The organism is Desulfosarcina sp. BuS5, assembly GCF_028752835.1.
Lineage (GTDB): Bacteria > Desulfobacterota > Desulfobacteria > Desulfobacterales > BuS5 > BuS5.
In genome coordinates this window covers 1312061-1327845 of sequence record NZ_CP087952.1, presented here as the reverse complement: position 1 = coordinate 1327845, position 15785 = coordinate 1312061, and the positions used below count along the sequence as shown (strand labels likewise).

The window sequence follows — 15785 nt, the reverse complement described above, 5'->3', positions numbered from 1 at the left end:
TCACTCCCAAACTAAATAAAAAATTAATTACCTTTGAAAGATACCGGTCTTTTTTCTCTAAACGATGCTACGCCTTCAATAAAATCTTTTGAGGCAAGGGTAATCGATTCACAAACTGCCGCTTCATCCAAAGCCGTATCCAGATCAGTGCCGAACCCCTTATAGACCTGTGCCTTCATAAATCTTAAAGCTATTGGAGGGCCGTTTACAATCTTTTGCACCATCTCCATTGTAACTGACTCAAGCTCTTCCGGCGGCGCAATTTTATTAAGCATACCTATTTCTTTGGCCTCCTGAGCTTTAAGCATATCACCAGTATAAAGCATCTCGAAAGCTTTTCCCAGGCCCATGGTTCTAGGATAAAGCCATGCAGCTCCAAAACCTGGAAAAATACCCAGCTTGACAAACCCGCACATGAATTTTGATTTTTCACTGGCAATTCTGATATCACAAGCCAGGGCAATATCAAAACCGGCTCCCACACAAGCGCCGTTGATCATGGCGATAGTAGGTTTTTCCATCTTCTGGATCCCGGAAATTATCCTTTTAGCGGTTTTAAACAGGAATGAACGCCGCAAGATTTCAACCCCCAGCTCACCCATATCACTGGCGCCACCGCCCGGCATAATGTCAAGGTCGGCGCCGGCGCAAAAGGCCTTGCCAACTCCTGTCAAGAGCAAAGCCCTGATCTCGTCATCCGCAGCAACATCCTCAATAGCAGCAGACAGCTCAGTCATCATGGTCCGGTTCAAGGCGTTACTCTTGTCCGGCCTGTTAAATCTTAACGTGGCTAGGCGTTCTTTCTTCTCCAGTTGAATTGTTTCAAAATCCATGTCATATTCTCCTGTTATTTTTTCATATTAAATTTCGGCGTCTTTCAATGAGGCTTAAAAGTAGTTAACACTTTTCCTCATATAATAACCGGTATGTTCACCGCAGAGTACGCAGAAAGCGCAGAGGAACTGCTTAATTTTTAATGTAATATCTCAGCGAACTCTGCGTTCTCTGCGGTGAAATCCAATTTTTTATACAAAATAAATGTAAACTAAATCTGAAAGATGCCTAAATTTCAATGACGACCTCACAAAAACCATCATTATCAGCCACGGTTTTATCGATTTTCAGCTTGACTGGTACGCCGGCAGCAGCCTCAAAAATACCCCGATCACAACCCATGGCAGCCTTGCAAATTTCCCTGCCCCTTCCTTTTAAGCCTAGACCGCAACTGTATCCTTTAATATGAAATTTTTGATCGGTCAATTCAATGATATCTATTTTGGTTCCGCGCTTTCGTCCCGAATCGACAAAAAGTTGTCCCACAGCCGCAAGACCGTTTTCAGGAAGGCTCTTTTTCATCTTTTTACCGATGGATAAACCGAGCTTATACCATACTTCTTCAATATCCGATAGCGCTTCTTCGCCGAATTTGTTATACATTTTAATGGTTAACAAGGAAAGAGCATCTCTGGCGGTGTTGACTTCAAATTGATCGTTATTCCCCATTATTATTACCTCCCTTTAAAAACTGGTTTCCTTTTCTCAAGCATGGCATTAATTCCTTCCCCGGCATCCTCACTCTTGTTAATCTCTTCCACTAATTTGTGAAGATCATTACCCAATTCAGAATTTATAGAGGTCGTTTCAAACAGTTTCCTGATTGTGTATTTAGTAACTTTAACTGCCATAGGGGCAGTCTTTTCAGAAAGTTCGACGGCCAGATCGAATATAACGGATTCAATCTCATCCAGGCTTACCACCCTGTTTACAAGACCTAACTCTACGGCTCTGGCCGCATCGATAAGTTTTCCGGTAAGCAGCATCTCTTTGGAACCGGCCAGACCGACAAGCCGGGTTAAACGCTCTATGGCCGTGTAATAGTAAGTCCGGCCCAACCTGACCAGGGGAGCGCCGAAACGTGCGTTATCGGCAGATATACGAAAATCCGAAATCACCGCAAAATCCAGACCGGCTCCAATAGCAGGGCCGCAAATCATGGCAATTATCGGCAAAGGATACTCCATCATACTGTTGAGAGAATAGTCAAGGGCTTCAATCGTCCGCTTGAACTCTTTTTTACCGCCTGCCAGATCAACCCCGGATGTAAAAACTTTTTTCCCCGTTCCTCTTAAAATAATAACTCTTGACTGCTTCTCTTTTTCAATCGCTTTAATGGTATCACCAAAAAGAAAAAGGGCATCAGCATCTAAAGCATTCCTTTTTTCGGGACGATTGAATATAATCGTACTTACATATCCCTTGTCATCTCTTATGATTCCCTTTTCCATTTTTGAATTTTCCTTTTATGAATGAGAACAAATAACAGCTATCGCATCAGACTCGGCAACCATAAACTGATTTGCGGAAAAAATATCAGTAGCAGCAGACCGACAAACTCGACGATCACGTATGGTAAAGTCCCTTTTAAAATCGTCTCCATACTAACTTCCTTAGTGATGCTGGCCAGGGTATACAAATTTAAACCGACAGGAGGAGTTATAACAGCTATATTGATATTGGTTATCATCAAAACCCCGAACCAGATCGGATCCCAGTGCAGGGCCAGCATGGTGGGCAGCAGGATAGGCGTTGTTATCAGAACCATGGATGCTCCGTCAATAAACATGCCCAAAAAAAGCAGCATAACTTGTATCATGAGCATGGTGACCCAGGGAGAGATGTCCAAAGAAATTACAAAGCCGGCACAAGCATCCGGAACCCTCAGCAAGTTTAAAAACTGGGTAAAAATCGATGCTCCAACAAGAATAATAAGAATTGTTGAAGTCACCTTGGCGGCCTGTTGCAATGTTCCGGTAAAAGTCTGCCAGTCCATATTCCTGTATTTAAAAAATGCGATCAGATATGCCCCGAAAACGCCTATGGCCGCAGACTCTGTAGGCGTTGCAATGCCAACATAGATAGAAAGGAGCACCGCGCCGATAAGGAGCAGGGGAGACCACAATCCCAATATGATCCGGACGATTTCATTTATGGTAAGATGCTCGACATCTTCGTTGGATTTTTTTTTGTGCTGCGGTCTGGTCTCGTGTACCAGGATATAAGCGCACATTAAGAGAGCAAGCAAAAGACCAGGGAAAAAACCTGCCGTAAAAAGCTTGGCAACCGAAACTCCGGAAACCTCGCCGTAAAGTATAAATAACAGGCTCGGCGGCACAAGCATGGCAAGCGCTCCGGGAGCGCATACAGAGCCGGCGGCAAGTTTTGGGTCATAATCCCGTTTCAGCATCTCCGGCAGGGCGATTACTCCGATGGTCGCCACTGCCGCAATACTAACGCCGCACATGGCTCCGAATATAGTAGAGGCGGCAACCGTTGCTATGGCCAGTCCTCCGGGCAGACGATGCAGCAAACGGCTTATAGCAGTATAAAGATCTGCCCCGATGCCGCTGCGAAATATTATTTCACCCATCAGGATGAATAAAGGCGCCGCCACAAGAGTGGTTTTTGAAACAGAACCGAAAACATTTGTTTGAAGTACGGAAAGTCCGACGCCGCCAAGAAAAATATCATTAAAAAATATACCTAACGCTCCGGCCAGACCGAGGCTGACGAAAACAGGACTCCCCAGAAAGAGAAGAAGGAGAGCGATCAGGATCGACAGGATAACTATAAGGGTTACGCTCATTTAAAATTTACAAGTCTTTCCGGAATCGACCCCTAATAGGCTTTTTATTGATTTTGCTATATCTATAACACACTGCATTAACAGCAAAATCATTCCCACAGGAATTATTGCATACATTAAAAAAAGGGGTGTTTCCATAAGAGAGTTAGATTTGGAACCGTATTGCAAAGCTAAAAGCGACATCCTGAATGAAGTGGAAAAGATCAACAATGCAAACAGTGCCACCAGAAAATGGGAAAAAAGATCCAGACACCTTCGAAGGCTTTCAGGAAACCTGGCATAGAGATAATCCATCCTGATATGCGCTTTCTGTTTCTGGGTTTCAGCCAAGCCGATAAAAGTCAAAAATACCATCATATATTCACATGTTTCCTGGGCCCATACGGTAGGTGAATTAAAAACGTATCTCATAACAACATCATAAAACATTATAAACGCCATGAAAAAGAGCACCCACCTGATAGATACCGAACCCAGGGCGACAGTTCCATAAAACAGTTTTTTTAAAAAATTATTATTCTGTTCCATTTGACTTATTGTGAAAGGACTCTTTAATAAACATTAAGACCCTTCTCCCCCGCTCCTCTCCCACGTCATTAACCCAACCTTTAATAACCGGTTCAGCGGCCTGCACAAAGGCATTTTTTTCCTCATCCGTTAAAAAAACAGCCTGCATACCTTTTTTCTTAAAAAATGGGATGATTTCTTTTGTCAATTGACCATCATTCATAAGGGCATTATTATTATACCCAAAGTATTTAACCCTTTTTCCCCAATCCACAGCAACCTCTAAAATCAGATTTTTAACTTCAGCAGGCCAGCTTTCCCATTTATCCCTCAACATATAGATAGGAGTAGACTGATAAGAAACAGGATAAACAGTCATATATTTACAAAATTCTTCAATCCCGCGACCCTTGGCCGTCCATGGACAGATTGCTGCGCCGTCAATAACTCCCCTTTGCAGGGCCTGGGGGATTTCTGCCGAAGCCATTGTAACCGGCGAAGCCCCCATGGCCTGAAACAGCATGGCCTGTATCTTGCCAGGTACCCTGATTTTTAATCCCTTTAAGTCTGATGGTTTTCGCACCAATTTTTTTTTGGTCCAGATACAATCAAAAACAGCTCCTGATGCTGCAAGCTGAAAAAAATTTTTTTTCTTTAATTCCTCATTTAAAAAATTGTACAAATCTGATCCAATTTTCTGGGAACAGTTGTATTGAATACAGCCATTCCAAACAGGTAATATCTGGAAACCTATAATAGGAAAGGTGCCTAATAAATAACCATTAGTCTGGATAATTATATCCGCAGTTCCGGCTATCAGCCCGGGCAGCAACTCCTTACCCTTTAAAAGTGTGCCGCTGAAATACGCATCCAGGTGCACAATTCCACGACCGCGCTCATTGACCATATCAATAAATAGCTTTTGAACATCGTAAAAATAAGGATACCCTACCGGAATATATGAAGCAAGAATTAATCTCAGTTCTTTGTTTCCGCTGCTCTTCGCATGAACAGCAGCAGGGACCAGCATAAAGACAACAAGAAAAATTATCAGAAATAATTCAAATCGTTTTTTCATTTAAAACTGTTCTTATTTATTATCAGCAATCAAAGATTCAAGCATCTCTTCAACAACGGAATAAGGATCACGTTCCCTGGCAATAACCTGCTTTACAGTATTATCCATTTCACCTTTTTCATCCCATCTTCCACGCACATAACGGGCCACCTCTTTTTCCAGCAAGGTAAAAATTTCTTCCCTGGCGCGCTCTTCCTGCCAGTTTTTTTTCCCGCCTTCGGATTCAAGATCCTCCAAAAGTACATCGATCAGCTCCGTAACGCCTTCACCGGTGGATGCGATAGTTTTCAGGATAGGAATCTTTTTATCTGATGGATTCGAAGTCATAGTAAGCATCATTTGGATCTCCGCAGCCGTTCTATTGGCCCCTTCCCTATCAGCCTTATTAACAACAAATATACTGGCTATCTCCATGATCCCCGCTTTTATGGCCTGAATCCCGTCTCCCATTCCCGGCACACAGATAACCATTACATTATCAGCGGTTTTGACAACATCAATCTCATCCTGGCCGACCCCGACCGTTTCTATCAGGATAATATCCTTGCCTGCCGCATCCATAATTTTTACAACATCCCGCGCTGCCAGGCTCAGACCGCCCAAGGCCCCGCGGGTGGCCATAGAACGAACAAAGACGCCTTCGATGCTGCATACTTTGGTCATGCGCAGGCGGTCACCAAGCAAGGCGCCGCCGGAAAAAGGGCTGGAGGGATCCACAGCAATTACGCCGATTGTATACCCCCGTGTTACAAGTTCACGTGTTAATTTATCAGTAAGTGTGCTCTTCCCTGCTCCCGGCGCACCTGTAATTCCCACAACCTGTGCTTTTCCGGACATGTTGTGCAATATTTTCATGGCTTCAAGCCAGCCCGGCGCACGATTCTCAACCCTGGAAATAAGCCTGGCCAGGGCACGCTCGGATCCTGCTTTCATTTCATCTATTAAATTCTGCCAGTCATTAAACATTTATAAAAAAAACCTCCGGTTTTATACCTCGGAAGGTTATAAATTGCATTTTTTCGGTGAGCAATGAGCATCAAGAGCAAGGCGGGAAAGCTCGTAATAGCGGGCTATTGCAAGCCTGCGCAACACAGCTATTGATGTTCAGGGCCATTGAAAATTAAAAAATCTATAATTCTTCCGTCAGTTGCTGCACATTATCAATTTGGTCCAGGTTGTTAATCGCTGCGACCATTTTCTCTGCCTTTTCATTGCCAAGATATGCATCAGAAAGATCAAGGAACTTGGCCGTAATTTTTTCTCTTTTCGTTTCCAGTCCCGGAATATCTTTCATAACATCAAGTTCCCGGGTATACATTTTACCGGTGGTTGTTTCCAAATCTATTATAGCCTCAACAAGCACAAAATCATCATTCCGGGCAAGAGATATTTTTTTCATAAACTCTTTGACCTGTGGGTCATTTACCTTTTCATCGGTAAAAGCCTTGGTGCCGGTATCGCCCCTGAGAAGCGCATTGGCAACACAGTACGGTATGCTGAACTTACCTGCAAGCCCTGTTTGCGGGTCTGTTTTTCCTGCAGCGCCCAGGGCAAGCTCGGAAACATGTAGTTTAATAGATTTAATATCATCAATACCCAGCCCTTCTTTTTCAAGAATGGCCAAGGTCCCTTCAATGGGGGAATGGGTGGCATGGCAGGAGGCGTGATATTTCTGAGCCAAATCAGCCGCTTCCCAAGGAGCGTTCAGAACTTCGGCTGCATTTTTATTCAATTTTCCATTAAGAACTTTAAGAAAACCAAAATCAACCTCAAGAATATTATCGGTGCTGGTAAAGCCATCCGCTGCCAGCAAGGCCGACATCAAGCCTGCCTGGGATGCTTTCCCGGCATGAAAAGGCTTGCACATGGTTCCAAAAGCGCTCTTTAGTCCTGAAGCCTGTGTGCCGGCTATGCCCAGGGCATAAACTGTTTGCTGTTCATCAAGTCCCAGAAGTTTCGAGCATCCTGCTGCTGAAGCAAAATGGCCTATGGTTGATGTACCGTGCCAACCATGCATATAATGATCCATCCCACCGCAATGGCCAATTAAAGCGGCTGTTTTAAGGCCTATCAGATATGCTGCCAGCAATTCCTTGCCAGAAAAGCCTTTCCATTCGGCAAGTGCAACCAGCGCCGGATAGAGTGTAACAGTTGGATGTCCAATAATAATTTCAAGGGTATCGTCAAAATCAAGGGCATGGGATGCCGCGCCATTGATCAAGGCGGTTTCAATGATATTTTTCTTAAGACCATAACCGATCACGGTTGCCTGTTCCTTGCCTCCCAGCAAATCGGCATAATTAACCAGTTTGGCAACCAGGGGGTCCTCTTTGCCTACCAGGGTGACCGCTATCCAGTCCATTAAAGTAACTTTGGCATGCTCTATATCCGGTTGAGGAATATCTGCAGCATCAGTATTGACTATAAAGTGCGCAATTTCACGGGTTAAATCAATGCTTTTTTCTACCATTATCAATTCTCCTCCTAAAATATCAAAACAACACAATTTTAAACATTTATGTCAACCTATAGATTTCCACCTAAATAATTTCACTTTCAAGTATCCCTTTTCAAAAATATAAGGGGACTCGCAGGGAAAGACGCGAGAAGGACAAAGTTAATGACATTTTTATCCGATCCATCATCGGCCAGATAAATAAAATGCAGACAGATAAATAAAAACCGGACAGGATGGAGGGGGTAATACATTCCATCCTGAATTACTGAAACTTACTAAGGGCTCCCACAAAAATAACTTTACATTTTAAGCGTCGATGCATCCTATCTGGCTGCGTTACGCAAACGTAGAAATATCTTGATATTCCTACGTTTGCGCGCCTTGCCAGCCAAGCGCCTCAACACTCAAAATTGCGAACTTATTTTTGCTCGAACCCTAAAGAAACAACTTATATTCCGATGATTTAATTATTGTTTCCTTGGTTTCCACATGAACCGCAAGGAGCAGGCTCTCAATTAAATCCCTTGATACAGAAAGACTATATATCAAGGATTCCCTTAAGGAGCCGCCTGCAACCATAAGTTCTGCAATCATTAAACTGTGCCGGACAGAAATAGTTTCATCAATATTTGGATCACTTCGTAAATTTCCGATTATTTTTAAAATCATCTCGGCTTGAGTCTCATCGATCCCGGTCTTGTTGGTAAGTATTTTTTTTTCAATATCAACTGAAGGATAATCAACCGGCAAGATATAAAATCTATCTCTTAGCGCGACATCTAAAGAATCAGTACCGGTAAACTCTTCTCCTTCATTCATACTGGCAAAAAAAACTACACCCTTAGCTACTTTTATAAGACCAAGCTGATCCGACCAGATTGACCGATCTTCGGAAAGGACTGAAAAAAGTTCATTAAGTGCTTTAGGATGTTCCGGTCGATTAATCTCTTCAAGGTGTACAACACAATTTGGAGTAGAGATAGCTCTTGGAAATAGGAATTCCTGATAATAGGTATCCCCGCCTTTTAAAGCATGTTCACCAAAAAGCTGGCCAGGCTCTGAAAGCTGGCCAATTTGGAAAACAGCAATAGGGCGTTTATAATAAGCTGCAAACTGACTTATCAATGATGATTTTCCGCAACCCTGGCGGCCAACAACCAGAATATTTACCGAATGTTTTTTCGTCAGTTTCTCAAGACTATCCAAAACATTAATAATTTCCTCAGGCAGGTAGAAAAAATTATCCAACTCAGGGATATGTAATTCAGGTATCATCAATATTACCTCACAAGTTTAGGAGCCTGCCAAAAACAACTTCATATTTTAACATTTTATTTTTGAAACAGGCCTTAATAATTAAAAAGATTCAAAGACACAATTAATTCCCGGAACAGCAAGATGACAAGGTAGACTCTTCAACCCAGCAATTTGGATCAGGGCCCATAAAATCGCCGGTCTGAATAAATGCTGAACGTCGACATCCTCCACAAACATACCGATAAACACATTGACCGCATTTTCCTTTTAATTTTTCCCGATTTCGAAGTTTTTTAAATAAATCCCCCTCATTCCAGATATCCCTTAAATTTCTTTCCAGCAGATTCGAATTGCCGACCTCTTCCTGTATAAGACAGCCGGTAGCGACCCGTCCTTGAGCTGTGATCATATAACTATAGATACCAGTAATACAGCCAACCCCAAAATTATAAAAATCGCAATCCGAGTGAGGATCAGCAAGAAGTATCTTTGTATTTTCCTGTTCACTAACTATGTAACGATTTTCAAACTGGATATCGTCCATTCCTCTTTCTTTCTGATATTTTAACAAAAGTCTTTGTGCCTTGCGGCGCTGCTCTTTGTTCAACCCCCATTTAATTAAACCTTCAGAATGACCAACCGGCAAAAACTCAACCATTATAAATCTGATACCAAGCTCGGCTGTTAATTCAATTAACGGTTCAAGGTCATCATAATTGACATTTGAGAGTGTCATTATCAAATAAACACTAGGTATTCCATTATCCCTGAACAGTTTTAAGGCATTGATTGCTTTATCAAAATTTCCTTTTCCTCTATTCCAGTCATGATTTTTTTTAAACCCGTCGACACTCACTTTTACCTGGGACAAACCAGCCTTCGCCAGCCTGCGAACAGTATCAGCCTTGATAAGAGTGCCATTGGTATTAAGGGCCACAAAAATATTGTTATTTACCGCATGCTCAACAATTTCAACCAAATCGCGCCGCAACGAAGGTTCACCACCAGCGAATTGAATAGCTACAGTTCCTGCTCTGGCAACATTATCCAGAATAGTAAAGACCTGATCGGTTTCTAACTCATCTTTAGGTTGTGTTCTTTTTATACAAAAATGAGCATCGGCGAAACAATAACGACAGTGCAGATTACAATCCTCAGTAAGACTGAACCAGGCAAACAGGGGGGTTGCATTTTTTATGGCGCGCTGATACTTTAATTTAGTAATTGTCAAAAATTCTTCATTCGAAATCTTGCCCGATCTTTTAAATTTCATATGCTGCCTTCCTTTTTTAAGCCGGTAAAGCTGGTATACGAAATAATCATAATTAATTAGTGCTTGAACGAAAATTAAAAACAGATACTATTTCGAATATTTAAACATTATTCAAGAAACAAAAATTTTCAAAAAGCTGTCAGCATTTAGCCGTTAGCTATTGGCTCAAAAACTTTGATTTGGAAAACACCCTTAATCTATTAACTTTTCGTTCAGGCACTATCTAAAAACATAAAAACATGCCCTAAATGTATCCTATTCAAATTCCGGGGTAGAATTTTATGATATCAATAAATATTATTATAACTTACTATTTTTATTAATGCTCAAAATTTGCTTTTTGAGATTAAACGGCGTTTACCCCGAAATTTGAATAGGATACCCCTAAAACTTAAGCAGCCGCTGAAAAAGGCGCTCAAGTGCGGCAGGTAATTGATCAATTGTTTCAATAAACTGCAAGGATTTTCCATACTGTTCAAGCATGGCCTCTTTACTTTTTTTACCACAACCAAGTGTTATTATATCAATATTATCTTGCTTACAATAATCAAGGGCATACTGAACATCCACACCTGCATTTGACTCTCCATCAGTAATATGAAGAATAAATTTCCTTGAAAATGTATTTCTCGGCATAAGCAAGCCCGCGCCAATTATAGCCTGACCGGAAGGAGTCCGTCCTGTCGGCGCTATTGAATAAAGCACATTGTTTCGTAATAGTTCAGATAAAATTGAAACACCATCCCATTCAAAGTATCCAAATATTCGTAAAGTATTTTGATACCCGGCCAAAGCCTTATGGAGTGCGCTCATTGAATTTTCAACGACATTCCATTTATAACCACCCATTGATAAGGATGCATCGACCACTACAGTAAAATTCCAGGCAAATTCCACCATCATCTGATCAACTTTGAAGCATCTTCCGGAAATAGGGGCGCGGTACAAACGTCTTCGGTCAATCTTGCCGCTTTCAAGGCCCCGGCTTGTTGTTTTCACTCTTTGGGCATAATAATAAAAAACATTTTTCAAACGTTTCACCAAAAGTCGATCTATAGCGGCATTTGCCGGAATAGTAAAATTTGACAAAGTTGTTCTGATTACCTTCTCATCATTATTACATATTTTCCTTATCAAAGGAGTCAGATCCCGTCCTCCACTGGCCAGCTCAACCTCAATCTGATTAAATACTTCACGGCTGATAGCCGTTTTTCTCTTTTTTTCTTTTTTTCTTTTTTTCTTTTTAAGCTCTTTTTCCTCGTATAAACCTTTTTCAAAGTATGAAACCGGATCTTTCTGCCATTCTTTTATAAGTGGTAAAATATCCTTGATTATGCTGGAATAAAGAGCAGCTCTTTTTTTACTTCTGGCAATAACAGAAGGACTTCCATTAGTTGCAACTGAACAGATTTCAGGTGTCCTTTTACGTAAAACATCTAATGGTTTTTCATAAAGAGGATTTAAAGGCTCATAATAGCGGCCGTCAACTGCCAACTGTTCCCATAAGTCAAAAAGGTGCCAGGCTGTTGGATTACGCCTCGGATCCCGCATTAGTCCGGAAATAATAACTTTCCGAGCCTTCCTGGTATACTCACCCAGTATACTGCTTGAAGCTTTTTGTTCCAGATATATATTTTCACAGGCTGAAAAAAACTTCCAGTATATATCCTTGATTAAATATTTTGAAGGCCTGGCAAGTTCCTCATTAATTTTCAGCAGTTCCAGCCAGGCATTATGGCTCCATTCGGTTTGGCGACGCGCTTCATGAGCTGTAACACCTATCAGAACATCCATTTTGCCGGGGGGGACCGGATATACATCTAATACAAATGCAGCCGGCAATACAATGGATCCTTCATCCAGGCCTGAGGCTATTTGTCCAGCCCAAACAACACGTCCCACATTTATCCCGATATGACCGACAAACAGGGTTAAGGCCCTTAAAACAGCAGCGAGCTCGGCTGCTTCATAACCCGACTTGAGTATCCGCCAATAATCGGAATCCCCTTTAAAATACCAACTTGGCTTAGACCAAATATTGCTTGGTTGATTCATGCAATAGATGTCCAGTCGATCAATATAATTCATAGGCATCTTTAGGTACCTCTTTCTCTCCTAACTCCATCTGAACCGTTAGCAGAATAGCTTCAAGAGCTTCTTTGCTCATTTGGAGGCTAAAAATTAAAGCTTCCCTAATACTGGCGCCGGCTTTTACCAAATTGCCGATCATCAGGCTATGCCTGGTTGAAACCGCCATGGGCATTTTAGTATTATATCTTAAATCATTCAAGATTGACACAACCCTTTGGGCTTCTACCTCATTTAGTCCTGTTTTACGGATTAAAACCTCTTTTTCAACATCAAGGGGTAAATAATCCATTGAAATAACATAAAACCTGTCTCTTAAGGCCGCATCAAGCATCTCAGTACCGGAAAATTCCTCGCCTTCATTCAAGGTTGCAAAAAATACAACTCCATCTGCAACCTTTACATTACCCAAATCATCCAGCCAAGCCTGCCGATCATCACTTAAAATTGAAAAAAGCATATTAAGCGCCTTGGGATGTTCAGGTCTGTTTATTTCTTCCAGGTGAATCACACAGTTTGGAGTCGAAATAGCCTGGGGAAATAAAAATTGCTGGTAGTAGGTTTCACCGTCTTTTAACCTTAATTCTCCAAATAACTGTCCCGGTTCTGAAAGAATACCAACCTGAAAAGTTGCCAGCGGCCTTTGATGCCTTGCAGCAAATTGACTCACCAAAGAAGATTTACCACAGCCCTGTTTACCTACTACAAGCAAATTAACAGGAGTACTGGCGGACATATTGTTAAATCTATCCAGAGTGGATGCTATCTCCCTTGATAAAAAATAGTGTGGATCATTTTCAGGAATAAGAACATCTTGTAATGAATCTTTTTTATCCATATTTATAATATTTCACTCCAATTTTTAAAAAATAAAACAAAAAAACAACCTGCAACAGTAAATGAAATAAATACAGATCGTCACATAAATAATTTCACTGCGTTATCTGTTATAGAAGTATTATAATACGCCCTCTTCCCTTTTGCCAAATTTTAAAATCAAGTAATTATCCGACAAGCTACGGTTATAGATACTGCTGTTGTTTTAATTACTTAACCGCCGATTGTACAATTAATCCCATATGTTTCAAGTATCTCTTTAAAATCTTCACATTCAATAGGGTCCATATTTTCTTCTTCTATAAGCGGCCAGTAAATACCCATCCAATTGTATTTATTCTGGCACCAGTTGTGAAACGGCAAAAGGTCTAACCTGTGGACAGGATTGGGGAGTCCTTTTAAAAATTCACCCATCTGTTCAAAATTTTCAGCAGTATCATTATAATCATACATTACCGGAACCCGAATAATAATCTTTGCACCAGCTTCTGAAAGTTTCTTTATGTTTTCAAGAATTTTTTCATTTCCAGCACCTGTTCCCAACTTGTGCAGTTCGGTATCCATGTTTTTCATATCAACCAAATAAAAATCAACAAAAGGAAGGGTTTGTTCATAAACCTTCCATGGAGCTGTGCCATTTGTATCGAGACAGATATGAATGCCCTTTTCCCTGGCCTTTTGGAGGAGCTCCAGCATAAATTTGGGATGCACGGTAGGTTCCCCGCCACCAAGGGTCATACCACCACCTGAATTCTTGTAAAAAAGTTCATCCCGCATTACCTCATCCAAAACATCATCAACCGTCAGCATTTTTGCAACCGGCACAAGAGCATCAAAATCACACGCTTCAACACACTTCATACAGTCAGTGCATTTACTCCGATCAATTTTATGGTAAGTGCTTCCTTCTGCTATAGCTTCCTCGACAGGAATGGGGGGCCTGATAGCCTCTTCCGGGCATGATTCAAGACAAAGGCCGCACTGAACACATAATGCTGACTTCCAGAAAATAGTATTATGCATCGGGATTGTTTCCGGATTATGACACCATTTGCATTTAAGATTGCAGCCAACACCGATTACAAGGGTTCTAATACCGGGCCCATCATTTGTCGAAAAGCGTTGCATATTTGTAATTAAACATTTTTCAGTCATCAAATTTTCTCCTAATATTTTTCAGTACTCTCTTGTTGGTGTTTACAAACAGCCCCTGAAAAAAATTTCACATAGATTCTCCTGAAAGTAATCCAGCTAAGCTATTTATATACAATTTAACAGACCATTGCAATATATTTCCTGACAATCCGCTGCTTGAATCAAACGGTCGGAGAGATGCTATAGCATTTTCAGATAATTAATTTCACGGGGATAGAGAAAAAAATCCGGGGAAGGTGTAATGGTAGTAGACAGTAAAATTATTTATATGGAAATCTATACCTTCAGAATCACCACACCAACTGAGCTAAAGAATTTTTTCGCCTGCAATACCCATGGTAAGAGCATAAATTTCGGTCACCTTCATCAGGATAACGGCAAAAGGCTTTGGCTCATCACAAAGCTCTTTAAAAGAATCTAGCAAATCACCGTTACGCGCAACACTTGCAAGCCTTCCTTTTAATTGAAAACCGACCATAGCAGGTTCAAAAACCGCTAAAGACAAACGTGAAAATTTTTTAAAATTATCCAAGATAAACTTACGTTTTTCATTAGAAAATGGAAAAGCTATAGTATCTTTATCAACTATTTTAACAGTATTAACCGAATCCAAATTTATACTTTCCGGTACGCTATCCGAACCATCAAGAGACCCAACCATTTTATATGTTTCAGGTTTTTCCAGTATTTCCATAATTTCTTCAGGAATTTTCAGATACACAATTATTTACCCTCCCAACAATTATTTGGTCCACCTAAATTTTTATCTAAATAATTTCAAGGGGTTATCGCTGAAAAACTTCGGCCGCCTATTATGCCTCTCCAGTTTTTTTCCTAACCTTGTGAAATTAATCGGCAGCGCCTGAACGAAAAATAGATGCCATATTAATACAATCTCTATTTCCAGCTTTTTTTCTAACAAAAATTTAAAGCGATTAGCTTTCAGGCGTTGATATTAGCTAATGAATCTTTATTTTTTATTTTATCCGGGCAGATCCAGGCCGGCTTCAGACACCTCGATTACGTTGGCGATAGCCACGGATCTAAGCTGATGCATCATCATTCTTTCATAAACCGCGTCATACCAGGACTCAAATATTGAGGTTTTGTTATCAAAATGAACAAATTTACATTTAATCTGATACGCCTTTTTTTCATATCCAATAACCCCTATGGTAAGTTTTCCATTTTGTTTAAGATTTGCTTTTGTTTTTCCAAGACAGACATCCGCAAATGCTATTTTTTCAGGAGTTAAAACAGATAGGGTTGATATAATTACCACATTCGGCTCTCCCAGATCATTTACAGTCCCCAACATTTTAACCGACTCTGGCTCAGCCAGGATATCAAGTACATTATCCGGAATAACAGCCATTTCCAGTTCCCCTCCATAGATTACATATAAAAATTCCTGCTCTCCTCCTTCAAGTTATCCGGAAAAAAGCAGGAATAAAAATATTAAAATCAGCAATCACCCTGATAATTGATT

General features: G+C 40.9%; 15 protein-coding genes. All 15 read right to left on the bottom strand.

Translation table 11 applies throughout. The features are described 5' to 3' along the window. Nucleotides 1-23: 23 nt before the first annotated feature. The 15 genes from BuS5_RS06625 to BuS5_RS06555 all read right to left on the bottom strand — a co-directional run bounded on the left by BuS5_RS06625 (nt 24) and on the right by BuS5_RS06555 (nt 15671). Entirely contained in the window at nt 24-833 is an 810-nt protein-coding gene (locus BuS5_RS06625) for an enoyl-CoA hydratase/isomerase family protein (protein WP_027352809.1), read from the bottom strand. Nucleotides 834-1062: 229 nt separating this feature from the next. After that, nucleotides 1063-1503, bottom strand: coding sequence for a hypothetical protein (locus BuS5_RS06620; RefSeq protein WP_027352808.1), 441 nt, complete (start codon nt 1501-1503; stop codon nt 1063-1065). Nucleotides 1504-1508: 5 nt separating this feature from the next. Beyond that, on the bottom strand, nt 1509-2285 hold the full coding sequence (locus BuS5_RS06615; RefSeq protein ID WP_027352807.1) for an enoyl-CoA hydratase/isomerase family protein: 777 nt from the start codon (nt 2283-2285) through the stop codon (nt 1509-1511). A gap of 38 nt (nt 2286-2323) precedes the next feature. Next, nucleotides 2324-3643 (bottom strand): TRAP transporter large permease, encoded by a 1320-nt coding sequence (locus BuS5_RS06610; protein ID WP_027352806.1) that lies wholly within the window; start codon nt 3641-3643, stop codon nt 2324-2326. Next, nucleotides 3644-4171 carry a TRAP transporter small permease subunit gene (locus tag BuS5_RS06605; RefSeq protein ID WP_027352805.1) on the bottom strand — a complete coding sequence of 176 codons (528 nt, stop codon included), beginning with the start codon at nt 4169-4171 and terminating at the stop codon, nt 3644-3646. Continuing rightward, entirely contained in the window at nt 4158-5228 is a 1071-nt protein-coding gene (locus BuS5_RS06600) for a TRAP transporter substrate-binding protein (protein WP_027352804.1), read from the bottom strand. Before BuS5_RS06600 ends, BuS5_RS06605 begins: the two co-directional genes overlap by 14 nt. A 12-nt stretch (nt 5229-5240) precedes the next feature. Then, complete coding sequence (gene meaB, locus BuS5_RS06595) at nt 5241-6194, bottom strand: methylmalonyl Co-A mutase-associated GTPase MeaB (RefSeq protein WP_027352803.1); 954 nt, start codon at nt 6192-6194, stop codon at nt 5241-5243. Nucleotides 6195-6357: 163 nt separating this feature from the next. After that, a complete protein-coding gene (locus BuS5_RS06590; protein WP_027352802.1) occupies nt 6358-7698 on the bottom strand; it encodes an MmgE/PrpD family protein in 1341 nt (446 codons plus the stop codon). Nucleotides 7699-8121: 423 nt separating this feature from the next. After that, nucleotides 8122-8961: an AAA family ATPase gene (locus BuS5_RS06585; protein WP_027352801.1), complete on the bottom strand. Its 840-nt coding sequence runs from the start codon at nt 8959-8961 to the stop codon at nt 8122-8124. A 103-nt stretch (nt 8962-9064) separates the two neighbouring features. Beyond that, entirely contained in the window at nt 9065-10216 is a 1152-nt protein-coding gene (locus BuS5_RS06580; RefSeq protein WP_027352800.1) for a radical SAM/SPASM domain-containing protein, read from the bottom strand. Nucleotides 10217-10600: 384 nt separating this feature from the next. Beyond that, nucleotides 10601-12304 (bottom strand): vWA domain-containing protein, encoded by a 1704-nt coding sequence (locus BuS5_RS06575; protein ID WP_027352799.1) that lies wholly within the window; start codon nt 12302-12304, stop codon nt 10601-10603. Then, a complete protein-coding gene (locus tag BuS5_RS06570; RefSeq protein ID WP_157487293.1) occupies nt 12291-13142 on the bottom strand; it encodes an AAA family ATPase in 852 nt (283 codons plus the stop codon). Before BuS5_RS06570 ends, BuS5_RS06575 begins: the two co-directional genes overlap by 14 nt. Nucleotides 13143-13354: 212 nt before the next feature. After that, nucleotides 13355-14296 carry a glycyl-radical enzyme activating protein gene (locus BuS5_RS06565; RefSeq protein ID WP_051374532.1) on the bottom strand — a complete coding sequence of 314 codons (942 nt, stop codon included), beginning with the start codon at nt 14294-14296 and terminating at the stop codon, nt 13355-13357. Nucleotides 14297-14603: 307 nt separating this feature from the next. Next, nucleotides 14604-14990 carry a hypothetical protein gene (locus BuS5_RS06560; protein WP_274428112.1) on the bottom strand — a complete coding sequence of 129 codons (387 nt, stop codon included), beginning with the start codon at nt 14988-14990 and terminating at the stop codon, nt 14604-14606. 288 nt (nt 14991-15278) lie between these two features. Then, nucleotides 15279-15671 carry a hypothetical protein gene (locus tag BuS5_RS06555; protein WP_035264138.1) on the bottom strand — a complete coding sequence of 131 codons (393 nt, stop codon included), beginning with the start codon at nt 15669-15671 and terminating at the stop codon, nt 15279-15281. Nucleotides 15672-15785 lie beyond the last annotated feature (114 nt).